The 21,173-nt window shown below is 62.3% G+C and carries 19 protein-coding genes and 3 pseudogenes; 10 read left to right on the plus strand and 12 right to left on the minus strand.

What is annotated here, in order from left to right; genetic code table 11:
* Nucleotides 1-155 precede the first annotated feature (155 nt).
* A complete protein-coding gene (locus tag BC1002_RS24265) occupies nt 156-1,070 on the minus strand; it encodes a LysR family transcriptional regulator (protein WP_013092647.1) in 915 nt (304 codons plus the stop codon).
* A 78-nt stretch (nt 1,071-1,148) separates the two neighbouring features.
* On the opposite strand from BC1002_RS24265, the gene BC1002_RS24270 reads away from it, so the two are divergent.
* From BC1002_RS24270 to BC1002_RS24300, 7 genes and pseudogenes are all read left to right on the plus strand, one after another.
* On the plus strand, nt 1,149-2,159 hold the full coding sequence (locus BC1002_RS24270) for a quinone oxidoreductase family protein (RefSeq protein ID WP_013092648.1): 1,011 nt from the start codon (nt 1,149-1,151) through the stop codon (nt 2,157-2,159).
* Between the two features lie 240 nt (nt 2,160-2,399).
* Nucleotides 2,400-2,888 carry a GNAT family N-acetyltransferase gene (locus BC1002_RS24275; protein WP_013092649.1) on the plus strand — a complete coding sequence of 163 codons (489 nt, stop codon included), beginning with the start codon at nt 2,400-2,402 and terminating at the stop codon, nt 2,886-2,888.
* A gap of 730 nt (nt 2,889-3,618) precedes the next feature.
* On the plus strand, nt 3,619-3,939 hold the full coding sequence (locus BC1002_RS24280) for a BON domain-containing protein (protein ID WP_013092650.1): 321 nt from the start codon (nt 3,619-3,621) through the stop codon (nt 3,937-3,939).
* Nucleotides 3,940-4,085: 146 nt separating this feature from the next.
* Nucleotides 4,086-4,319, plus strand: a pseudogene (locus tag BC1002_RS24285) (efflux transporter periplasmic adaptor subunit); the annotation flags it as partial.
* 341 nt (nt 4,320-4,660) lie between these two features.
* Nucleotides 4,661-4,813, plus strand: coding sequence for a hypothetical protein (locus tag BC1002_RS37925; RefSeq protein WP_157874749.1), 153 nt, complete (start codon nt 4,661-4,663; stop codon nt 4,811-4,813).
* A gap of 263 nt (nt 4,814-5,076) precedes the next feature.
* Nucleotides 5,077-6,093: an alpha/beta hydrolase gene (locus tag BC1002_RS24295; RefSeq protein ID WP_013092651.1), complete on the plus strand. Its 1,017-nt coding sequence runs from the start codon at nt 5,077-5,079 to the stop codon at nt 6,091-6,093.
* Nucleotides 6,094-6,162: 69 nt separating this feature from the next.
* Complete coding sequence (locus BC1002_RS24300) at nt 6,163-7,593, plus strand: ATP-binding protein (RefSeq protein ID WP_013092652.1); 1,431 nt, start codon at nt 6,163-6,165, stop codon at nt 7,591-7,593.
* A 119-nt stretch (nt 7,594-7,712) separates the two neighbouring features.
* On the opposite strand, the gene BC1002_RS24305 is transcribed toward BC1002_RS24300, so the two are convergent.
* From BC1002_RS24305 to BC1002_RS24335, 7 genes are all read right to left on the minus strand, one after another.
* Nucleotides 7,713-9,227 carry an alginate export family protein gene (locus BC1002_RS24305; RefSeq protein ID WP_013092653.1) on the minus strand — a complete coding sequence of 505 codons (1,515 nt, stop codon included), beginning with the start codon at nt 9,225-9,227 and terminating at the stop codon, nt 7,713-7,715.
* Between the two features lie 92 nt (nt 9,228-9,319).
* Nucleotides 9,320-10,015: a YoaK family protein gene (locus BC1002_RS24310; RefSeq protein WP_013092654.1), complete on the minus strand. Its 696-nt coding sequence runs from the start codon at nt 10,013-10,015 to the stop codon at nt 9,320-9,322.
* On the minus strand, nt 10,012-10,926 hold the full coding sequence (locus BC1002_RS24315) for a hypothetical protein (RefSeq protein WP_013092655.1): 915 nt from the start codon (nt 10,924-10,926) through the stop codon (nt 10,012-10,014). Before BC1002_RS24315 ends, BC1002_RS24310 begins: the two co-directional genes overlap by 4 nt.
* A 40-nt stretch (nt 10,927-10,966) precedes the next feature.
* Nucleotides 10,967-11,413, minus strand: coding sequence for a DoxX family protein (locus tag BC1002_RS24320; protein WP_013092656.1), 447 nt, complete (start codon nt 11,411-11,413; stop codon nt 10,967-10,969).
* Between the two features lies 1 nt (nt 11,414).
* A complete protein-coding gene (locus BC1002_RS24325) occupies nt 11,415-13,304 on the minus strand; it encodes an amidohydrolase (protein ID WP_013092657.1) in 1,890 nt (629 codons plus the stop codon).
* Between the two features lie 28 nt (nt 13,305-13,332).
* Nucleotides 13,333-13,500 (minus strand): DUF1427 family protein, encoded by a 168-nt coding sequence (locus BC1002_RS24330; RefSeq protein ID WP_013092658.1) that lies wholly within the window; start codon nt 13,498-13,500, stop codon nt 13,333-13,335.
* 166 nt (nt 13,501-13,666) lie between these two features.
* Entirely contained in the window at nt 13,667-14,353 is a 687-nt protein-coding gene (locus BC1002_RS24335; protein ID WP_013092659.1) for a hydrolase, read from the minus strand.
* A gap of 285 nt (nt 14,354-14,638) precedes the next feature.
* Between BC1002_RS24335 and BC1002_RS24340 the strand changes: the two genes are divergently transcribed.
* Nucleotides 14,639-14,920, plus strand: coding sequence for a XapX domain-containing protein (locus BC1002_RS24340; protein ID WP_013092660.1), 282 nt, complete (start codon nt 14,639-14,641; stop codon nt 14,918-14,920).
* 117 nt (nt 14,921-15,037) lie between these two features.
* On the opposite strand, the pseudogene BC1002_RS24345 reads toward BC1002_RS24340, so the two are convergent.
* The 3 genes and pseudogenes from BC1002_RS24345 to BC1002_RS24355 all read right to left on the minus strand — a co-directional run.
* A pseudogene (locus tag BC1002_RS24345) lies at nt 15,038-15,428 on the minus strand (catalase/peroxidase HPI); the annotation flags it as partial.
* 42 nt (nt 15,429-15,470) lie between these two features.
* Complete coding sequence (locus tag BC1002_RS24350) at nt 15,471-15,797, minus strand: hypothetical protein (protein WP_013092661.1); 327 nt, start codon at nt 15,795-15,797, stop codon at nt 15,471-15,473.
* 372 nt (nt 15,798-16,169) lie between these two features.
* Nucleotides 16,170-16,400 (minus strand): annotated as a pseudogene (locus BC1002_RS24355) (alpha/beta fold hydrolase); the annotation flags it as partial.
* 462 nt (nt 16,401-16,862) lie between these two features.
* Here BC1002_RS24355 and BC1002_RS24360 point away from each other — a divergent pair.
* On the plus strand, nt 16,863-18,443 hold the full coding sequence (locus BC1002_RS24360) for a cation:proton antiporter (RefSeq protein WP_013092662.1): 1,581 nt from the start codon (nt 16,863-16,865) through the stop codon (nt 18,441-18,443).
* Between the two features lie 41 nt (nt 18,444-18,484).
* Nucleotides 18,485-19,369 carry a pirin family protein gene (locus BC1002_RS24365; protein WP_013092663.1) on the plus strand — a complete coding sequence of 295 codons (885 nt, stop codon included), beginning with the start codon at nt 18,485-18,487 and terminating at the stop codon, nt 19,367-19,369.
* 52 nt (nt 19,370-19,421) lie between these two features.
* Here BC1002_RS24365 and BC1002_RS24370 read toward each other — a convergent pair whose 3' ends face one another.
* Nucleotides 19,422-21,128 carry an FAD-dependent oxidoreductase gene (locus tag BC1002_RS24370; RefSeq protein WP_013092664.1) on the minus strand — a complete coding sequence of 569 codons (1,707 nt, stop codon included), beginning with the start codon at nt 21,126-21,128 and terminating at the stop codon, nt 19,422-19,424.
* Between the last annotated feature and the right edge of the window lie 45 nt (nt 21,129-21,173).

Genomic DNA, 21,173 nt, shown 5'->3' on the forward strand with positions numbered 1-21,173 from the left:
CCAGCAGACTGGCTTGGATGCTAACTGGGTGACTCAATGGGTTCCGATTTCGGGCAACCGCATCAGGAAGTGGTCAGCCAGGAAGAGACAATGGCGGCCTCATCAGACCGCTCGAAAGCAGATTGTTGCACCATGCGGCGCTTGAGCGATCACGGTCAATTTTCTCTCATCGATAACCCCGGGGTTGTGCCGACCAGCTTGACAAGCAGATCGGCGACCAGCCGAACACGTGGCGAGCGTTTGACGTCCGGATGCATCACGAGCCACAACTGCCGAACCGTCGAGCAAGGGTGATCCGACAGCAGGCATAGCGCTGGATCATGCGCGGCAAGAAAGCGGGGAAGTGCTGCTATCCCTAGTCCTGCTCGGGCGGCATGGAGCAATGCGGCCAGATCATTGCTTCGAAAAACAAAGCGACGGGCGCCCGCGATCTGGTTGAGCCAATGCTGCTGAGGCACCTGACTGAGATTCTCGTCATACCCCACGAATTCCCATTCGGGCCGAGGTCGATCCGCATACCCGTTGGCAGCATAGAGGCCATACCCCATCTCGCCTATGCGTCGCGCGACAAGGCCTTGCGCGGTTGGCCTCGACATGCGTATCGCCAGATCGGCCTCGCCACGACTTAGATTTGCGTCACGTGATTCCCCAATCACTTCAAGGTCGATGTTCATCCACTGGGATCGAATCTCAGCCAGGCGAGGCACCAGCAGATGACTGGCCAGCACGGGCGGAGCGGAGATGCGAACGGTACCGTTCAAGGACGATACGCCCACAGCCGCTCGGGAAAAGGCCTGCGCTTCGTCATCAAGACGGCTCGCCTGCCTCGCCAATGTTTCACCTTCCAGCGTGAGCGACCAGCCCTTCGGCAAGCGGTCAAACAGTTTGACCTCCAGTGACTGCTCCAGCGCTTCGACCCGCCGGGCGACAGTGGAATGCTCGACAGACAGACTGCGTGCAGCCCCCGAAAGGCTTCCAACCCGCGCCAGTTCGAGGAAATACCGAATGTCGTCCCATTGCAGACGCTGGCTTTCCAACGGCATCTTCCCTGTGTTTTTTTGCACACTCATTGACGATTTATCCGGAATTGTTTGGTGAATTTGCCCAGTGCAACATGAGCTTGCCAGATCAGCTACCAGGAGAACAGCATGAGTTTCAGTTCCGCGTCCGATACTCCGTCGCTTCAAGCAGTCCAGATCGCAATCGAGCAATACGGCGACGCTTCGACGTTGAGACTGCGCGAGGCTACGCTTCCCGCTCCCGCGGCCGGGGAGGTTCGGATTCGCCACACGGCTATCGGCGTGAATTTCGTCGACATCTATCACCGTACCGGCGTTTATCACCTGCAGGCGTTGCCCGCAGTCCTAGGCGTGGAGGCCGCCGGCGTCATTGATGCGGTTGGCGCCGGCGCCGAATCACTGCACCTGGGTCAGCGCGTCGCCTACGCTGGCCCACCTGTCGGCAGTTACGCCAGTGCCCGGAATATTTCCGCCGACCGCGTCCTTCCTCTTCCCGACGACGTCGCCGACGACACAGCCGCCAGCGTGCTGCTGCGCGGCATCACGGCCCATATGCTTTGCTCTTATGTCTACCGCGTCAAAGCCTGCGACACGGTATTGGTCCATGCGGCTGCCGGTGGTCTTGGCCTCGTCGTGACGCAATGGGCGAAAGCGCTGGGCGCCCGCGTTATCGGCACGGTTGGTTCGGTCTCGAAGGCGGAACTGGCGAAAGAGCACGGCCTGGACGAAGCGATTCTTTATCGCGAACATGACCTCGTCACGGAGATAAAGGCACTGACAAAAGGTCAGGGAGTCGACTACGCAATTGACGGTATCGGAGGCAAGACACTCATTGAGACGCTCGGTACTGTGCGTCCCTTCGGAATGGTCGCCAGCATTGGACAGGTCAGTGGAGATCTCGAGCCGATCGACCTGTCTCTGCTTGGGCCGGCTCGCTCGATTGCGATTTCTCGCCCCAGCGTATTTCGCTTCATGGCCGATCCGGTGCGCTACCGGGAAGGAGCATTGGCCACGTTCCAGCAATTGCGGAGCGGCTTGAGAGCGAAGGTTGGAGCAGTAATTCCTCTGGCACAGGCGGCTGTTGCACATCGCCGACTGGAAACCGGCGAAACAAGTGGCTCAATACTATTGCGGCCCTGAGCGGGCCGGATGACGAAAGGGAGCGACGCGTCAACATAAGCTCGGAGTCTTACTTGAGAGGCCGCTTTCGCAGAAGCCTAAAGACCGCTGTGGGTCGGTTTGGTGTGTTCGCCGGCGCGACGGCGTCGGCCGGGCGCCAGCGCTCGCCAGCAGGCAGGACCCGGCCACAAGCGGTCCGTCGACAGCTTGGCCAAGATCGTTAACAATTGCTCTCCGCAGAGCACATCGAGCCAATCCCACATGCTGAATACCACACCAAGGCGGGGCTCTGACGATCCCAGCGCAGTTCGATTGATCCCAATGTCTGAAGGCGGAGTTGACAGGCAAGCGATATTCGCGCTCTACAAACTCTCGCTGCACGAATACATCGATCAGACATTCGGTTGGGACGAGAACTTCCAACAAGAGCGTTTCAACACGTCGTATCACGATCCAGAATTCACTTCGATCACCCTCGGATCGGTAACGGTGGGGTATGTTGCGCTAAGGAATGAGGTAGAGGCAGTCCACCTGTCGCTGTTGCTTCTGCAGCCAGAATTTCGAAATCTAGGGATCGGTCGAAGGGTGGTGCAAACGTTGATGTCACGCGCTGCCGGGTCGAACCTCTCATTGACCCTGTCATGTTTTTTGTGCAATCAAGGCGCGATGAGGTTCTATCAGAAGCTCGGCTTCTGCGTTGTGACAAAAGATGAACACTTTGTAACGTTTCGCTCTCGCGACCTTAGGTGAGCGACCGGAGCGTCCGCTTTGGAGAAAGATGAGGGACCGAACCGGGTCGACTGCTGCCCGACGCGGCCGATCTATGGCCGACCAGCCCCGCCGGTCTACGTCAGACCGGGTTCGGCCACTTTCTGCCGCTCGCCTGAGTCATGCGGCGGTCGTTTGAACGACCGGTCCACTCCGAAACCCGCCCCATGCTCAATGCGCAGTTGTCGGCCGTTGCGGACGTTGGAGTGCCGGCTACTCAGAGGCAGCTGGGAGGCGCTTTGCCGCCGTTCGCTCCGTCGTAGCCTCGAATGTCAGGTAGGAGCGTACAAAGCAGCGTTGAGAAATCCACTACACAGACGACCGGAAAAACATCAGCGCGCGCCCGCTCGTCCTCACGGCGACGGACCAGATCGTACCGATCGACGGTTCCGCCAAGCTAGCCACGAAGATCGTCAAAGACGCCGCTGAACGGCTAAGCTGGGCCCCCACATGGCATGTCAGGCACGTATGTCGACGAAGCCAACGCAGATCTGCTTACCCCCTTCGGCACTGCTGTGCATTCCAGCGTACTCGCATTGGGATGATCTGAGCTATTCATAACACTTCAGGTTTTATCAAGGACGTTAAGGTGCGCGATCCATGAGCTGCAAGAGTTCGATTACCGCTCTGACGCGGCATCATTCGCGCGGACGCGCGAGCTTCAAATTTTTAACGGCGGACAAAAGGTCCGCCAAACAAGGAGATCGACCCGATGAAACTGCATTCGAAGCTCAAACCGGTCGCAGCACTCGCTGCCATCGTTCTGTTGACGGGCTACGCTGGCAGCGTGTTCGCCGACGACGCGGCGGTCTCATACTTGCCGCCCGTTCAGGCGCATCCCGCCGTGCCGAAGGATCCGATCAAGGCGCAGCGTAAGACAGAGCAGAAGGCCGAGCGTGCTGCCGACCGTCATTTCGCCACCAACGTTCGTAAAGCAATCATCAAGGCAGGCGGGGTGGACGCTTCGCATATGTCGGTCGTCGCCAAGTCGGGCGCCATCACGCTGGAAGGCTCCGTGCCCGCAGCGGCGTAGATCGATCTCGCGCAGCAACACGCGCAGCAAGTCGCGGGCGTCACCGGCGTGACGAACCGGCTGAGCCTGGCAACTGCGGGACATTAAGCCGCCATCTGCATAGCGTGTGACGCGAAGCGCGAGATGTATGGCTACTCGAGGAGACGAAGCTTTCCACAGTCCGCTTGGGCGACCACGCGAAGGCGCGGCTCCTCTCGATCGGCACGCTGATCGAAGTGCGTGAAGAACGTCTCGCCAGCAGCAGTGCCGATCCCGACAAGCCCCGGAGCCGCCGCGAGCTGCTCGCCGGCGGCAACCCGATTTTCGCGTGCGTGCGCCTGGGGCAGCGCATGCCCGTTCGGATTCGCCGCGAACGTGTTCCACGCTCGCTACGGACATGATCTGCACGGTGACGGTCCTTCCGTCGCCGTGCCACTTACCGGTCCAGAACCGACAGCGTGCGAATCCGAAAATGGGCCCACCAGCCGCAAGTCACCGGCTTTCCGGCACGCGCACACACCGCCCGAGACCCTCATTCCATTGCGATTTCTGCAACGTGGGGTTGCGTGGCGTCCGGCTTCCGGAGGGCAGGCGCCTCTTCTAACCTTCCGATCTGACAAGTGTCGCCCTTCATCCGCGCCAGTGTTCGGCGGCCGCGAATACGAGGTGACCGGACCCCGCCTCGCCAAACCATGAGGCCTTCCCGACGGGGATCCGCAACCAGATCGAAGGCGTCGGCCGGTTGCTGGAAGTGCTGGCCGACACGCCGCCTCGGCCGGTTTCCGTGGTGTCTCCGCCCATTCACCATATGCCGCCCAAACTGAAGGTGTTCATCGAATGGCTCTCGGCGCTCTGCGCGGGCATTCCGGCGTTGCAGGGGCAGCGTCTTTCATGAGCGGGTGCGCGCTCAAGCGTGCAGTGGCCTGCTGCTTACGCTGGTGTGGCTCCCGGCGGCGCCTGATGCGGGTGTGCTGCCGGGTTTTGCACCTGCGGCTAACGCTTCTTAGCAAACTTTAACTGAGCAGTCCGGCCCCATCGCCTGGACAATAGCTGTTATTGGGACTCGGCATCGTTTCAGGCTCAGCAGGTGCGCTCGGCACTGTGTGTGGCACGAGCGAGAGTCCCCGCCAACCGCTCAACTCTCCTACGTCGGCTTTTATGGACCACGTTCAGCCTGCAAGTACCCCCGATTCCGCGTCACCGCGTCTCGCGACGCCGTGGTCGTCCCACCCGGTGCTGGACCCCGACACGCAGCAGTTTCTCGATCTGGTCTCCGAAGCCGGCATGCATCCGGATTCGCTGCTCGCCCAACAGCCATCATTCCCCGGCTGCGCCGACAGTGACGACAGTTGCGCAGACGAGTATGCCGTCACTACCGAAGCGCTGACCTTCAAGACCGGACCGACGGGCGCCATTGACGTGCACATCGTGCGACCGGCCGGCGCGCCGGGCTCGCTGCCCGTCGTGGTCTACTATCCGGGCGGCGGCTGGCGCATGGCGAGCTTCGCAACCCACCGCAGGCTCGTCTCACGCCTTTCCGCTGAAGCAGAGGTGGCGGTTGTCTTCGTTCGTTGTTCGCCCGCGCCTCAGGCCGTGTTCCCGACACAGAACGAAGAGGCATACGCCGCGCTGCAATACGTCGTTGCACATGCCGAAGTGCTGCAGCTCGATGGTCGCGCGGTCGCGGTGGCCGGCGATGGTGCAGGCGGAAACATCGCTGCAGTCGTGGCGCGATGGGCGAGAGACCGGCATGGCCCGAGTCTGCACCTGCAAGCGCTGTTTTGCCCCATCCTGTCGGCAGACGCCACCACGCAGTCATATCGTCAGTTTGCGACGGGGCCCGGTATGACGGCCAGGGCGCTGGAGCGCTTCATCGAGTCACAGTTTCCTGAGAGATCGCGGTCACTCGCGGCGGCGATGCCGATAAAGTCGAAACCTTTCGAACTCGAAGACCTGCCCGCCGCACTCGTCATCACGGCAGAGAACGACATTACGCGAGACGACGCCGAAGAATATGCCCGCAAGCTCCTGCGCGCAGGCGTCAGAGTGAACGCTGCTCGCTATATCGGCACGATTCATGACTTCATGGTTTTCGATGGGTTGGCTGACACCTGCCCGACAGACGCTGCGTTCAGACACGCCAGCAGCGTTATAAAGCGCGCACTCCGTCGGTAGCCGGCATATCTTCACCACTGACCGCTGGCGAAGACACGCGCGTCTATTTCCCTTGCTGGAGGCGACCTTATGAAAATCGGCCGGATCGAACTCGACATGAACGCGCGATGCGTGCGGCGCGATGGCCAGGACCTGCGGCTGGGCTCGCGCGCCTTCGACCTGCTGGCGACGCTCGCCTCCGCAAACGGTCGAGTGGTGTCGAGGTCCGAGCTGATGCAGACGGTCTGGCCCGGCACCGTCGTCGAAGACTGCAATATCGACGTCAACATCTCTGCGCTGCGCAAGGCGCTGGGTGATGACCGGGACCTCATAGTCACGGTCGCACGCCGTGGCTACCAGTTGGCCCCGTCTCGGCACATACAGCCGAAACTCCGTACTGCCGCCAGTCCGCGGCCGCTCCCGCGCCGCGTAGGGAATCTCGTCGGGACAGACGTGGCGGTGGCCAAGGCAGCCGAGGCATTGGTCGGCTCCCAGGTGCTTACCTTGACGGGCACAGGTGGTGTCGGAAAATCGAGTCTTGCACTTGAACTCGCCTATCGGATAGCGCCGTCATGCCCGGCGACGGTGGCCTTTGTCGATCTTTCATCCGCAGCCACGATCGACGAGGTGCTGAGTGCGATTGAGTACGGTTGCGGTGTCGACATGCCGGAGGACGTCGTCTGTTCCGAGCGTCTGGGCGCAGCGCTGTCGAATGCGCCGTGGTTGTTGATACTCGATGGTGCGGAGCACGTCATCTCAGTGGTTGCACAAATCGTGGAAGCATTGTTGGCGGCAAGCCTGAATATCCAGTTCCTGGTGACGAGCCGGGAGCCGCTGAAGATTCGCGCCGAGACGGTTTTCCGGGTGAACCCGCTTGGCGTTCCCAAACTTACGGACCGTTGCGACGAGATGTTGGACAGCCCCGCTGTCCAGCTCTTTGTCCGCCGTGCGCAGCAGATGCATCCGAGGTTTGTCCCTCGCATCGGCGAGATAGCGAGCATCGCAAAGATTTGTCAGCGCCTGGATGGTATTCCACTCGCAATCGAATTGGCCGCCGGCAGGGCGGAATTGTTGGGCGTCGAAGGCGTGCGACGCCTGCTGAGCGATGGACTGTCGTTCCTATCCGGGGGATACCGCACTGCGACGGCGCGGCATCGCTGTCTACGGGCAGCCCTCGATGTCAGCTTCGACCTGTTGAGCGACCCGGCCCAGTCCTTGCTCGTTCAACTTTCCCGGTTCGTCGGACCGTTTAGCTTCGATTCGGTGCGTGGAGTCGTCAACGACATGGCAGTGACGACAGACAGCTTGATTGAAAACATCGATGAGCTTGTCTCGAAGTCGCTTGTCAACGTCTGTATCGACGGGCCGGAGGCGATGTATAGCCTGTTCGAATGCACCCGGACGTACGTCGCGGAGAAGTTCCAATGCGCGTCGGATGAGCACGCCGCCAGGCGGGCAGTCCAAAGACCTCTCGAAGGCGATGTTCGCTTTCTCGGCGAGTTGTTAGCCTTGAGCGCTTGAACAACGACCCCTTTCGTCCATCTGGCAAGCAGTGGTCAAAGCCTGAACGACGTAGACCAATGGCGCGATCCCGTCAACGCTCCTGACGCCACCGGGATCGGCACGATAGCCGACAAGTCCTACCACCCGTACTTGAGTTCGACGCCCGCGTAATCGGCATTGCGGCCGCCCGCCTCACGAATCGAGTTTCCCACCTGGAAGTGCACCGCTTCGACCGAACCTACCAGGTTTGCCGCAATCGTCCAGTCCGCGCGCAATTGCACGTACATGCCTGTCCATAGACTGCCCTTGCCCGCCGTGCCCGGCACGGGCTGATTCGGCTGCTGGTAAACGGCGTCGGCTGTCGTCTCGCGCCACTGGAAGCCCAGGGCGCCAAGCAGTGTGAGACTGGCCGAAGGCTTGAGCGTGATCGACGGTTTGATATGGATAAGGTTCGCGTAGCCCGTGTAGCCTGCTAGCGTGAAGTAATAGCCGTTCGGAAATAGCGGATTGAAGGTCTCGAGCCGACCATCATGCGAGTGCCGGTCGCCAGACGCCGCGTCTAGTTGCAGTGCGATACGCGGCGTCCACGGCAAATCGAATTTGTACCCCGCGATCGAGCCGACCGCCCACGCGAGAACCGTACTATTACCGACCGTTCCCGTCTGCAACATCGCCTCGGCGTCCCAATCGACACCGCCGCGCGTACCGAAATAATGCAGGTCCCACACGTCGCGGTGCTCGGAACCCTGAGCGTCGAGATATCGCGCGTTGGTATTGTTATAGCGGGACCAGTAGCCGGACATGTCACCCGGCCCGACAGATTGGCGCTCGAAACGCACGCCGCTGAAAGTGAGATTGCGGTTCGACACATCGTCGAACACGGTCGCGTTGCGGTACTGCACGGGCTGCGTTGCGTAGGCGATAAAGCGCCACTTCTGGTATTCGTAGTCCGCCCAGATGGCGTCGAACGCCTGTCGTACGTTCGGGCCATCGCGCACGGCAATGAAGCGCTGCAAGTCGAATGCCATTTCCTGGCGGCCAACGCGAAACTTGAACGTACCGCCGCCGACCGCTCCGGTGTAGGCCGCGAACGCCTGCTCGAGATCGAGCGGATTCTTGTCCACCGGTGTCACCACGTTCTTGCCAAACGCCCGCGCATCCACCAGTTGCACGAAAAATTGCCAGTGCTCGGCGAGACGCGCATCGGCATGCACTTCGATTCGCTGAATCAGATAGGTATCCGAGCGCGCGGTGCCGATACCGAACAGCGGTGCGTCATTGGTTTCGATACGCTCACGCAGGTTCGCGCCAAGCGACAGATAGGAGGCCGGGTCGCCGCCGAGCGGAATGTACTTGAGGCCGTCGAGCGGCTTGCGCGGAACGCAGGGGTTCGCAAGCACCGACCAGTCCTCCTGCCAGCGGTTGAACATCACGGCAGGACGTTTGACGTTACACGCGCCGCTGGATGTGGCGCCGTTCACCGCAGTGCCAGCGGTCGCACCGGCCGAGCCAGCAGCGAGGCTCGCATCTGCAAGCGGTTGCGCAGCCGCTAGCGCGAACGCTGCGTCGGCGCCCGCCAGCAACAGCCCGGCGATGACCGTCATCCGTGCGGCCTTCGCGCATCGGCGCGCCCGCATCGTACTCGATACCATGGATTTCCTTGCCTTTGTCGGCTTGTGTTTATGTTTGCCCGTCCCGCTCACGCGCCGAGCCTGAGCGGGATGATTCCCTGCGCCGCCTGGATTCACGAGTGCCCCGGTGCAATCGCGCGCTCGTGTTCTCCCGTGGTCACCGCGAGCCCGGCGAGAGCACACGCCGGCGCAAGCAGCGCCCAGAAGCCCATATAGACCACCCCTAGTGCGCCGGCTACCGCGCCAACCGCAAACGCGACAATCGCCGGCATCATCGAGCCGAAGCGCGAGCGCGCCGCGGCGCGCTCGCTGTCGAGCGTGCCCGGCGACAGCATGTTGATCACGTCCAGAACGGCTTGCGTGACATTGCCCGTCATCACGGTATTCGGCACGCCAGGATGCTGGATCAGGCGCGGATGCGCATTCTGCACACCCATCGCGAACGCACCCACGACGCCAGCCAGGATGACGGGCAAGCTGTCGGGCCGGCTGACCGGCGTCGCCCATACGCCGACGAGGCAAAAGCCGACTGTCAGCACAGCCTGCACCGCATAGAGCAAGCGTGCGCCCTGACGCGCATGTTCCTGCGGGAGCCAACGCACGAGCAGGCTGCTGAGAACGACCCCGCCGATAAACGCGGGGAACACGATCAGCTTGAGCAGAACGCCCTGACCGGAGCCGGCGATGCCGGCACCGATCAACACGAAGTTGCCCGTCACGTGCGCGGTAAACAAACCGAACAGAGCAACGAAGCTCAGCGTGTCGACGAAGCCGGCGATCGCGGCAAGGATCGTGTCCTCGGATTTCATTGCGCCGCGCCCGTGTGAATTTCGGCGATATAGCCGCCCGGGAACTGCACGATCGCGGCATCACGGCCGGCCGAGGTGAATGGCGGCACGAGCACATTGACGCCAGCGGCCTTCGCCTTTTGAAGCGTATCGGTCAGATTCGCTACTTCGTAGCCGGTCACTTCGCGCCCGAACGGGTAAGGCAGATGACCGTCCGTCACGAGCACGGTCATCTTGCCGAACGGCGATTCGATTCGAATGCGGCGATAGCTGTCTTGAGGCCTGCCGATCTCGACACCCGGCGCCTTCAGGTCATCGGACACCACCTTGCCGTGCGAGAATTTGACGAAATCGTGAACCAGCTTGTGCACGCTTTGCGGTGACACGTACACCCGATTCTCGGGAATGGTCTGCAGCTTGTCGTAATGCGGGGCCTCGGTGTGCCAGTAAAGCTGCATGTTGGTGCCGCCCGGCCATGCGATGATCGCGTCGCGGCCGATCGGGTCGGGGAACGTATCGACGATCACATCCGCACCGAGTGCACGCGCCGACTTCACCGCCGCGTCCATGTCCGTCACGAGGTAGCCCGTGCGCTCCGCGCCGAACGGATACGGCATGGGCGTCTTGAAGCCGAACACGGAGATCGTGCCTGCGGGGGTAAATACGAGTTGGGACATCGTCTGGCTCGGTGTCGGCGTGACCTGGAACACGCCCTGCTTCGACTTGCTGCCGCCGAACGTCGCCACGAAGCTGTCGGTGAAGCGGTCGAAGTCCTCCGGTGCCACGTATACGTGTGTCGTGTCGTACTGCGGACCGACGGCGACCGACGGCGATTCAGTCGGCATGACGGGCGGCTTCGCTAAAGCAACGGGTGCGGCGGCGAGACCGCCCGCGATCATCAGGGCAACTAAAGCAGTGCGAATGGCTTTCATAGCGGAATTTCCTTGATATTTCATCGTACTGGTTAATCTGTCAGGCGCGGCTCTCGCCGACCGGATGCTGTGTATCGTCGAGCAGGGTCGCGAGCACGAGCCCCGCGATCAGTCCCAGATGCTCGAAGAAACTGTTGAGCGCCATGAAGCGCTCGACACCGGCATGGTTCCAGAAGTCGTTGGCAACCAGCATCGCAACGACGGTAAGCATGCCGAGGCCGCCTGCGCCGATCCACGTGAAGCGGCGCAATACCACGCACAGCGAGCCGACGATCTCGACCGCCACCGCGAGAACTGCCCACAGCGCGGCCGGGTGCAGGCCGAAATGCGCCTGCTCCGCAATCGCGCCCTCGAAGTTCAGCGCTTTGCTGACACCGCCGATAAGGTAGGCGGACACGAGCGCAAGACGCACGAGCGGCCCAACCCAAGGCCGCGATAGCGCCGCGCGAACCCATGCGGGGTTGCCGCGGCCGTTCCATATCGTCATGTCAGATCGCCCAGCATGAGCAGCCGAATGCGCCCCAGAAGCCCTTTGCATCCGAAGTCGGCAATGCACTGGCCCACGCGCTCGCGTGCGCATGGCCGTGCAAGCCGCAGGCGCTCGCGCAGGCGCACATCGCGGCGGCGGCGGCATCTGCGAGCGGCGCGCCGTCGGGCTGCGTCGCGCCCCAGCCGCCATAGCCGCCGTATTGGCGCACCGGCGACCAGTCCGGCATCGCAGGCGGGATCGGCCGATCGTGTTGCGAGAATGGGCCCGCGCCCCAGACGATCTTGCCGCCGACCACCGTCAGCAATGCGGTGGTGCCGGCAATGTCGTCCTCGGCGCACGAGAAGAAGTCACGGTCCGGAACCATCAGGTCGGCGAGTTGCCCGGCCACGATGCGCCCCTTCTTGCCCTCTTCGTTCGAGAACCAGGTGACGTACTCCGTCCACATGCGAAGCGCCGTATCGCGATCGAGCAGGTTACGTTGCGGATACATCCGCAGACCGCCAACCGTCTTGCCGCTCACGAGCCATGCGAGCGACACCCACGGGTTGTACGACGCGACGCGCGTCGCATCGGTGCCGGCCGAAACCTTGATACCCTTTTCAAGCATTGTCGCGACCGGCGGCGTGGCTTGTGCCGCCTGCGCGCCGTAGCGCTCGACGAAATACTCGCCCTGGTAGGCCATCCGATGCTGAACCGCGATGCCGCCACCGAGCGCTGCGATACGATCCATCGAGCGCTCCGAAACGGTTTCCGCGTGGTCGAAGAACCAGTTGATGCCGTCGAGCGGAATGTCCTCGTTGACCTTCTCGAACACATCGAGCGCACGGCTGATGGTTTCGTCGTAGGTCGCATGCAGGCGCCACGGCCAGCGGTTCTGTGCGAGCACGCGCACCACGCCTTCGAGTTCGCCTTCCATTCCGGGCGGCAGTTCCGGGCGCGCGACACGGAAGTCCTCGAAGTCGGCCGCCGAAAACACCAGCATTTCACCCGCGCCGTTGTGGCGGAAATAGTCCGAACCATCGTGATACTTGACCGAGCCGGTCCACTTCACGAAGTCTTCCTTTTCGGCCTGCGGCTTTTGCGTGAACAGGTTGTACGCGATGCGCACCGTCATTTCGCCGGCATCATGGAGCTTGCGGATGACTTCGTAGTCGTCGGGATAGTTTTGCGAGCCGCCGCCGGCATCGATCGCGCCGGTCACGCCAAGGCGGTTGAGTTCGCGCATGAAATGGCGCGTCGAATTGTATTGATACTCCAGCGGCAGCTTCGGGCCTTTCGCGAGTGTCGCGTAGAGGATCGACGCATTGGGGTTCGCCAGCAGCAGCCCGGTGGGGTTGCCCGCGCTGTCGCGCATGATCGTGCCGCCCGGCGGCTCCGGCGTGTCCTTCGTATAGCCGACGACGCGCAATGCGGCGGCATTGAGCAGCGCCCGGTCGTACAGATGCAGGATGAACACGGGCGTATCGGGCGCGACGGCGTTCAGCTCGTCGAGCGTCGGCAGCCGCTTCTCTTCGAATTGGTGCTCGGTGAAGCCGCCGACCACGCGCACCCATTGCGGCGCCGGCGTGACCGCAACCTGCTGCTTGAGCATCTCCATCGCAACGGCGAGCGAACGCACGCCGTCCCAGCGCAGCTCCATGTTGTAGTTCAGACCGCCGCGGATCAGATGCAGGTGATTGTCGATGAGGCCAGGCAGCACCGGCCGGCCACCGAGATCGATAACTTTGGTCGCGCGGCCCGCGAGCGGCATGACCTCCGCATCGCTGCCGACCGCGACGAAGCGGCCGTCGGCAATCGCCACGGCATTGGCGACCGGGTTCGAACGATCCAGTGTCGTGAACCGTCCGTTATGCAAAATCAGATCGGGATGGGTAGCGGTTGCGCCCATTTGCGTTTCCTCGTTTCTATCAGTTCGATTAAAAGCCCAACAACTGCCTCAGGGATGGCACGGCCTGCGCGCCGATCAACATGCCAAGCAGGCCGATGAGGGCAACGAGCGGAGGCGCGGGTGAGCGGACCTTGATCACGCTGTAGATCACGCCTATCAGCATCCCTGCAGCGAGGGACAGCAGATAAGATTCCATACGATCAGTCTCTCTGTGAGGTTGGAATGCTGATGCGAGACCTCGCGGTTCCAACCGAGTACCTCGCGGGAGATGCACTGCAGCGCAGAGATCGGTAGATCGCATGCGCTGCCGCCGCCTTCACGCGGAGCGCATCGCCCCGGTTTCGACGATTGCGACGAGGCGATCAGCGTGCCGGTGCAGCCGGCAGCACCTCGTGCGGCGTAGCCGTGCGCTGTGCTGCCTTGTGGACCATCGTGTAGGCGTAGTCGACGCCCATGCCGTACGCGCCCGAGTGTTCCTTCGCGATCGCCATCACCGCGTCGTAGGTCGCGCGGTGAGCCCAGTCGCGCTGCCATTCGAGCAGGACCTGCTGCCACGTGACCGGCACGGCGCCCGCCTGGACCATGCGCTGCATCGCGAAATCGTGCGCGTCTTTCGACGTGCCGCCCGATGCGTCGGCCACCATGTAAATCTCGTAGTCGCCTTCGAGCATCGCGCACAGCGCGAACGTGGTGTTGCAGACCTCGGTCCACAGACCCGCCACGACCACCTTCTTGCGGCGGTTCGCCGCGAGCGCGTCGCGCACCTTCTGGTCGTCCCACGAATTCATCGACGTGCGTTCGAGCACCTTATGCTCCGGGAACACGTCGAGCAGTTCCGGATACGTGTAACCCGAAAAGCTTTGCGACTCGACCGTGGTGATCGTGGTCGGAATGTCGAACACCTTGGCCGCCTTGGCCAGACCGACGACGTTATTCTTCAACACCTGGCGGTCAATCGACTGCACGCCGAACGCCATTTGCGGTTGGTGATCGATGATGATCAGTTGGCTGTTCTGCGGGGTGAGAACTTCAAGCTTCGAATTGTTCATGACGGGTAGGTCCTTTGAATCGGAGTGAGGAGGAAGTCGCCATGCCGGCACGGCCGGCGGGCGTCCGATGTGCATTGGCGCTGGGCAATCCGGCATCCAGCTGCGGTTATTTGACACGCGCAGACGGGGGAGCAACAACTAAAAAGGGATCAAATTTTATTCCCCAAATAATTAATCTTAAAAACGCTTAATTGGGATTTTCTTAATGCAGAGTAGCCGGTAGTCTTTTCACGAATTCGCTGGGTAAATCCTGTAATGGAACAGGTCTTTAATGAGACTCGCACTATGAAACCGTATATCTTTTCCATGTTGGCCGGCATCCTTGCCGGGGTCGTCTACGGTGTGATCGGCGTGCAGTCGCCGGCGCCGCCTACCATTGCGCTGATGGGCCTGCTAGGCATGCTTGCCGGTGAGCAGATACTTCCGCTCGCGCGCAGGGTGCTGTCTGGTTCCAGGTTGGGTGCCGCATGGCGCGAGGCGAAATGCAGCCAACACATGTTCGGCTCGCTGCCGGGTGCTCACGGCTCCAACGCAGCCGCCAAGGACCCGCAGTCATCCTCACTCTGATCGGCATCTCTCGGGCGTCGGCCTCGAATGCGCGAGAGAACACGTGGGTTACCTCGCCCGATCCCTCGAGTCACCCGCTGACGACATACGTCTTTCGTCGCGTGACCCGTGCCTCCTTCACGCGAGCTCGAAACGGTCGAGGTTCATCACCTTGACCCACGCGGCCACGAAGTCGCGCACCAACTTCTGCTCGCCGTCCGCGCTTGCATAGACCTCGCTCTGCGCGCGCAACACCGAGTGCGCACCGAAGATCAGGTCGACGCGCGTGCCCGTCCACTTGAGCTTGCCGGTGTTGCGGTCGCGGCCCTCGAACACGTCCTTCGCCGCCGAGACCGGCTGCCATCCGGTGCTCATGTCGAGGATGTTGCGAAAGAAGTCGTCGGTGAGCGTTTCGGGACGGCTCTGTGAAGACACCGTGCGCGTCCCGGCCCTTGTGGACGTTGAGCACGCGCAGGCCGCCAATCAACGCCGTCATCTCCGGCGCGCTCAGCGTGAGCAACCATGCCCTGGACTCCCGCCGTGCATGCGGCATGCACCCTGCCTCGCCGCTTCACCTAAGCTGCGGCAAACTCGAGCCGATCGTCTTCACAGCGGTCTTGCCGCGGCGGAGCAGCTTAACCTGAGACTGCGCGATATCACTCCATGTCTGCTCCGCTCGACGCACGGCGCAATCGAACGACTCATCTTCCACCGTGCAGCGACCGTCTACGGTGATCAGCCATCCCTTGCGCGTACGCGTGCAACTCACGCGCCCGTCTTCCATGAGGTCGGCGTACCAGCGCCAGACGCGCGCATCGTCAGCATTCGCGCGAACGGCGGCAGCCAGACGCGTGATCTCGAGGCTATGCGGGTGCGAGCCTTGCAGTTTCAAACCCATTTCATTCCCTTTTCGAAGCCATTCAAAACCGGGCGCCAGGCGCAAAAGGCCTATTTCGCGTTCGTTCCAAACGCGAAGCGGCTACTGCCGGGAGCGCCCCATCCAACCGTTCAGGTCCGACGCAGGCACGTTGCTGCGCCATGCCAAGCCGTGCGCGTGCCGGCGTATGCCCGACAGGGTCGCGCGCTGCAGTGCGCGCATGAACCGCAGCGGGGCGAACTCATGTATGCCCCGCCGCACGGCGGGGCATGGTGGCGCGATTGGCATCGAGCTAAGGCGGCGCGCGGCTGAAGGTCCTTGTGACAGGCCGAAGAGTTCCTAACCGACGCGCGTTGCCTCGCAAGCGAGTCGCGCAGATTTGGTCGTAGCGCCTCAGGACTTGAGGAACTCGGGCAGGTCGGCATTGACCTGATCGACGTGCGTGCTGCACATGCCGTGCGGCGCGCCTTTGTAGACCTTGAGCGTCGCGTACCTGACGATCTTCACCGAGAGCTTCGCCGAATCGTCGATCGGCACGATCTGGTCATCGTCGCCGTGCAGGATCAGAGTGGACACACTGATCTTCTTGAGGTCGTCGGTGTAGTCGACTTCAGAGAACTGCTGGCGACGACCTTGCGTGTTGAGTTGGACAGCGATGCGGCGACGAGCGAGAACTCGCTGAATAGCGCCACATGCCGGCTGGCACTCTAATAACGCAAGCGGCCAAAGTCCTTGGCGCAAACTAAAAAGTCCTGAAATGAAGCCGTCATTCCTTTTGCGCCCAGAGAGACCTAAAAGCTTTGCGCTACGATTCGGCGCCGTCGTCGCGCTTACGCACGTCCCCAAGCTCGATCGAACGGATATGCGGCATGTGCCAGAGATTAAATGTTCTTAATCCGACTCTTGCTGATCCAGACAAACCTATACTTTTTCCGCGAGCCTTTTCGCGTAGTTGCTGCTCCTGTCTTGCCACGCTCACCAACCAAAACCCGCATCATGAGACCGTCCATCCTTTCGCTGTTTGCCGGTGTTCTCGGCGGCGTCGTCCACGGTGTGATCGACCTGCCATCCCCGGGGCTCTAGCGGATGAACAACGTCGAGTTTTTTCACTACCTGCTGCTGTTGATCTGCGGCGCGGGCGCCCTGACCTGGCTCGCGGAGCGTATCGCGATTCCGCCTGCCGTCGTTCTGCTGCTCGGCGGCTGTGTGATCGCAGTCGCCGGCAGGCGCGTACCCGATGTGGACCCGAACCTGCTGCTCGCGGCCGTGCTGCCGCCGCTGCTGATGTCGAGTTCGTTCTATACGACGTGGAAGGAATTTCAACGTGGCATCGGCACGATCGTTTCGCTCGTGCTCGGGGCCGTGACGTTCACCACCGTCGCGGTCGCTGTCGCCGTGCATGCCTTCAATACGAACCTGCCGTGGGCGGCATGCTTCACGCTCGGTGCGATCGTCTCGCCGCCCGACGCGGTCGCCGCCAAGGCGATCCTTCAGCGCCACCCGCTACCCGCCAGGCTCGTGGCCGTGCTGGAAGGCGAAAGCCTCGTGAACGACGCGTCGGGCCTGCTGCTCTATCAGATCGCGGTCTCGGCGGCGCTAGCCGCGACGATTACCGTCACGAACGGAACCGCGCTGTTCTTCACGCTTACCGTCATCGGCGTCGCGGTCGGCATCGTGTGCGGCCAGGCCATGTGTTGGGTGTTGCCACGTCTGCGCGATCCGATGCTCGGCATCGTCGTGACCTTCGTGATGGCATGGGCCAGCTACGGTATCGCGGAGGCCGTCGGCGGATCGGGTGTGCTGTCTGTCGTGACCTGCGGTCTCGTGCTCGGCATCCGCCAGCATCGGGTATTCGACGCCGATATGCGCATAAAGGCCAAGGCGACCTGGGAAGCGGTCGTGTTCGTGCTCGAGGCGCTGGTGTTCATCCTGATCGGTCTCACACTGCACGCGCTCCTCTCACGGGTGAATCACGAATCGGCCGTGTTGACGGCCGGGCTGCGTGTCGCGTTGCCGGCAACCGCCGCAGCGATCGTTGCGCGCCTCGCATGGGTGTTCGCCGCGATCTGGCTGCCCGACCAGTTGCGCGCCAGACGCTCGGGTCTCCAGCCGTGGACCTTCAAGGAAGCGGTCGTCCTCGGCTGGGCGGGTATGCGCGGCGTCGTCAGTCTGGCGGCCGCGATCGCGCTGCCCGCCAGTTTTCCCGGCCGCGACCTCATCGTCTTCAGCACATTTCTGGTGATCATCGCGACGCTCGTCGTGCAGGGCGGCAGTCTCGGGCCTCTGATCCGGCTGCTGAAACTGCGCCCGACCGCCCGTCACACCATGTCCGAACATGAGGCGCGTGCCCATACGTTCGGCGCCTCGCTCGCCGCGCTCGAGGAACTCGACGAGCGCTCGTCCGGCATCGAACGCGCGACCTTCGAACGGCTACTCGCCGAATACCGGATTCGCGTTACCGCGAACGAAAGCGCATACCAGTTGGGTGCGGAGCGAATCGAACACCGTGCGCACTTCCTGCGGATCGAACTCGGACTCGTCGGCGTATCGCGCGAGGCATTGCTCGGCCTGCACCGCGACGGCAAGGTGGACGACGCGGTCCTGCATCGCATCGAATCAGAGCTTGATTTCGAGGAACTGCGGCTGTTGCGGCTGCTCGAACCGTAACGGCTTGCAGCCAGATCGGCCCTTAACAAAAGGTATTCATCATGCACACTACGATCAAAGCTCTGCTCACGCCGCGTGAAAGCGACATCGGCAACCTGATCGTGCGTCGCGTGCTTCCCGCACGTGCCGCGCGACTCATCGGACCATTCATTTTCTTCGACCAGATGGGCCCGGCAGTGCTGCCCGCTGGCAGCGGCGTGGATGTGCTTCCGCATCCGCATATCGGCCTCGCGACCGTCACGTACCTGTTCGAAGGCTCGTTCATGCATCACGACAGCCTCGGCTACCGGCAGAAAATCGTACCCGGCGATGTGAACTGGATGACGGCCGGGCGCGGCATCGTCCATTCAGAACGCACGCCGCTCGAGGACCGGCCGGTTGCTCAGGCCATCCACGGCATTCAGACCTGGGTCGCGCTGCCGCTCGAACACGAAGACGTCGCGCCCGCGTTCATTCATCACCCGGCCAATACGCTGCCGACGTTCACGCGCGACGGGGCCACCGTACACGTGATCGCAGGCACGGCTTTCGGCAAGACCTCGCCGGTCGAAGTCTTTTCACCCATGCTCTACGTCCACGCCGAATTCGCGGCTGCCGGCCGCCTCGCACTCGATGCCGAGCACGAGGAGCGCGGCGTCTATCTCGTCGATGGAGATCTGAGCATCGACGGGACGCCATTGCCGCCAACCACGATGGCCGTGCTGGAGCCGCGTGCAACGGCCGAACTCGCCAGCGCGCATGGCGCGCGCGTAATGCTCGTCGGCGGCGCGCACCTGCCGGGCGAACGCTTCATCGAGTGGAATTTCGTGTCCGCTTCGCGCGAGAAGATTGTGGCTGCGAGGCAAGCTTGGGCTGCGCAGACCTTCGGCAAAGTGCCGGGCGAAGAGAATGAGTGGACGCCCCAGCCCGAGCGTGGCGCACATTGAGCAGGGGCTGGGAAGCGACCGCGTTTTCCGCGTAACGCCACTCGTTGCGGCCTCAAGCAGCCTTGACGCGCGCCTGTTCTCGGCTGAGCCACTGATGAATCTGGCTGACAACCGCTGCGCCGTCCCCTACCGCCGCGGCCACCCGCTTCGGCGCGCCTGAACGGACGTCACCGATCGCGAAGAGCCCCGGCACATTTGTCTCGAGCGGGAGGCCCCGAGTGTCTGCGCTCGCATCGGACGATCCCGTTTCGACAAAGCCGCGCTCGTCCAGCCGAACGCCCAACGATGTCAACCAGTCCGTTTTTGGATCCGCGCCGATGAACAGGAAAAGATGCCGCGCCTCTATGAGCTCGCTGCCCTTGTCGTGATGAAAGACGCGAATTCGCTCAAGACCACCGTCGCTCGCTTCCAGTGATTCGAGCGTGCATCTTGCGCAAATCGACACGTTTGGCAGAGCGCTGAGCCGGTCTATAAGGTAACGGGACATGGTCGCTCCGAGACCGTCTCCACGTATCAGAACGCGTATGCTTTTCGCAAAGTTGGCGAGAAAGACGACAGCCTGCCCAGCCGAGTTACCGCCACCGATCAGCACAACGTCTTTCCCGCTGACGAGCCGCGCCTCGATGGGCGACGCCCAATAGTAGATCCCTCTGCCCTCGAAGCGTTCAAAGCCCGTCACGGAAGGCTTTCGATACACCGCTCCGCTCGCGACCACGACCGTCCGCGCACGAACGCACTGTCGATCGGACAGCGCGAGCATGAAGTTGCCCGCCGCGCCCTGGACCTGATCGACCGCAGTGGGAATGGCCACGTGAACACCAAATTTCAATGCCTGCTGAAACGCGCGTGCTGCAAGGGCTTGCCCCGATATGCCGGTCGGAAAGCCGAGATAGTTTTCGATACGTGCGCTCGCACCAGCCTGACCACCCGGCGCGCGCCGATCGAAAACGACGACCGAAAGCCCTTCCGAGGCAGCGTAAACGGCCGCCGCGAGGCCCGCCGGACCCGCGCCGATGATTGCGATGTCGTAACGCTGCGACGCACTGAACGTCGGCACGAGGCCGAGCCGGGTGGCGAGTTCCGCTTCGTCGGGCGCCCTCAGGACCGACCCATCCGGGCAGAAAACAAGCGGAAAGTCCTCAGCCTTCGAGGTGAGGCCGGCAAGCAGTTGCACGGCGTCCGAATCCTTGTGTGCGTCGATCACCGCAGCCGGATAGGCATTGCGCCGCAAAAAGCCTTGCAGGCGGACCACCCTCGCGTCGTCACCCTTGCCGACGATAATCGGACCGAGCCCCTGCTCGATGAGCCCGAGACGCCTCAGGATCAACGCGCGCATGATGTGCTCGCCCAACTGGGCGTCCGCGATGATCAGCGCCCGCAACCGCTCCGAGTTCAGGACGAGCGTCTCGCAGTCAGTCAGCGCAATTGCGTCCACCAGCGACGGTTTGCCGGTGAGTTGCGCCATTTCGGCCATGAAATGGCCGTCATGATGGTCTGTCACGACCGTGGTGCGTCCTTGCGGATCGCACGAATAGACCCGGACACTCCCGTGCAGCAAGATGAATAGCCCTTCGGCAACGCGCCCCGTCCGGAAAATCGAATCGCCAGCCTTGAACGCCTTGGGGCGGCCATAGCGGCTCGCACTACGGATCTCCGCATCAGAAAGGCGCGGAAACATTTGGTGCTGCCGATACTCAAGGGACGAAAATGGAGGTTCAGCGTCGACTGGGCCTGCGTCCGAATTACCTGCGTCGATCATATTTGCCTCGCCTGTCGACCACGTTGACTTAGAGTCAGAATGTTA

Origin of the sequence: Paraburkholderia atlantica, assembly GCF_000092885.1 — a bacterium.
GTDB classification, from domain to species: Bacteria; Pseudomonadota; Gammaproteobacteria; order Burkholderiales; family Burkholderiaceae; genus Paraburkholderia; species Paraburkholderia atlantica.

What these genes read in the sequence shown, in the direction of transcription:
- BC1002_RS24340 (WP_013092660.1), top strand. Translation starts at nt 14,639, where the DNA reads ATGAAACCGTATATCTTTTCCATGTTGGCCGGCATCCTTGCCGGGGTC.
- BC1002_RS24265 (WP_013092647.1), bottom strand. Translation starts at nt 1,070, where the DNA reads ATGAGTGTGCAAAAAAACACAGGGAAGATGCCGTTGGAAAGCCAGCGT.
- BC1002_RS24370 (WP_013092664.1), bottom strand. Translation starts at nt 21,128, where the DNA reads ATGATCGACGCAGGTAATTCGGACGCAGGCCCAGTCGACGCTGAACCT.
- BC1002_RS24325 (WP_013092657.1), bottom strand. Translation starts at nt 13,304, where the DNA reads ATGGGCGCAACCGCTACCCATCCCGATCTGATTTTGCATAACGGACGG.
- BC1002_RS24310 (WP_013092654.1), bottom strand. Translation starts at nt 10,015, where the DNA reads ATGAAATCCGAGGACACGATCCTTGCCGCGATCGCCGGCTTCGTCGAC.
- BC1002_RS24335 (WP_013092659.1), bottom strand. Translation starts at nt 14,353, where the DNA reads ATGAACAATTCGAAGCTTGAAGTTCTCACCCCGCAGAACAGCCAACTG.
- BC1002_RS24365 (WP_013092663.1), top strand. Translation starts at nt 18,485, where the DNA reads ATGCACACTACGATCAAAGCTCTGCTCACGCCGCGTGAAAGCGACATC.
- BC1002_RS24305 (WP_013092653.1), bottom strand. Translation starts at nt 9,227, where the DNA reads ATGGTATCGAGTACGATGCGGGCGCGCCGATGCGCGAAGGCCGCACGG.
- BC1002_RS24330 (WP_013092658.1), bottom strand. Translation starts at nt 13,500, where the DNA reads ATGGAATCTTATCTGCTGTCCCTCGCTGCAGGGATGCTGATAGGCGTG.
- BC1002_RS24280 (WP_013092650.1), top strand. Translation starts at nt 3,619, where the DNA reads ATGAAACTGCATTCGAAGCTCAAACCGGTCGCAGCACTCGCTGCCATC.
- BC1002_RS24300 (WP_013092652.1), top strand. Translation starts at nt 6,163, where the DNA reads ATGAAAATCGGCCGGATCGAACTCGACATGAACGCGCGATGCGTGCGG.
- BC1002_RS24315 (WP_013092655.1), bottom strand. Translation starts at nt 10,926, where the DNA reads ATGAAAGCCATTCGCACTGCTTTAGTTGCCCTGATGATCGCGGGCGGT.
- BC1002_RS24295 (WP_013092651.1), top strand. Translation starts at nt 5,077, where the DNA reads ATGGACCACGTTCAGCCTGCAAGTACCCCCGATTCCGCGTCACCGCGT.
- BC1002_RS24270 (WP_013092648.1), top strand. Translation starts at nt 1,149, where the DNA reads ATGAGTTTCAGTTCCGCGTCCGATACTCCGTCGCTTCAAGCAGTCCAG.
- BC1002_RS24360 (WP_013092662.1), top strand. Translation starts at nt 16,863, where the DNA reads ATGAACAACGTCGAGTTTTTTCACTACCTGCTGCTGTTGATCTGCGGC.
- BC1002_RS24320 (WP_013092656.1), bottom strand. Translation starts at nt 11,413, where the DNA reads ATGACGATATGGAACGGCCGCGGCAACCCCGCATGGGTTCGCGCGGCG.
- BC1002_RS24350 (WP_013092661.1), bottom strand. Translation starts at nt 15,797, where the DNA reads ATGGGTTTGAAACTGCAAGGCTCGCACCCGCATAGCCTCGAGATCACG.
- BC1002_RS24275 (WP_013092649.1), top strand. Translation starts at nt 2,400, where the DNA reads ATGCTGAATACCACACCAAGGCGGGGCTCTGACGATCCCAGCGCAGTT.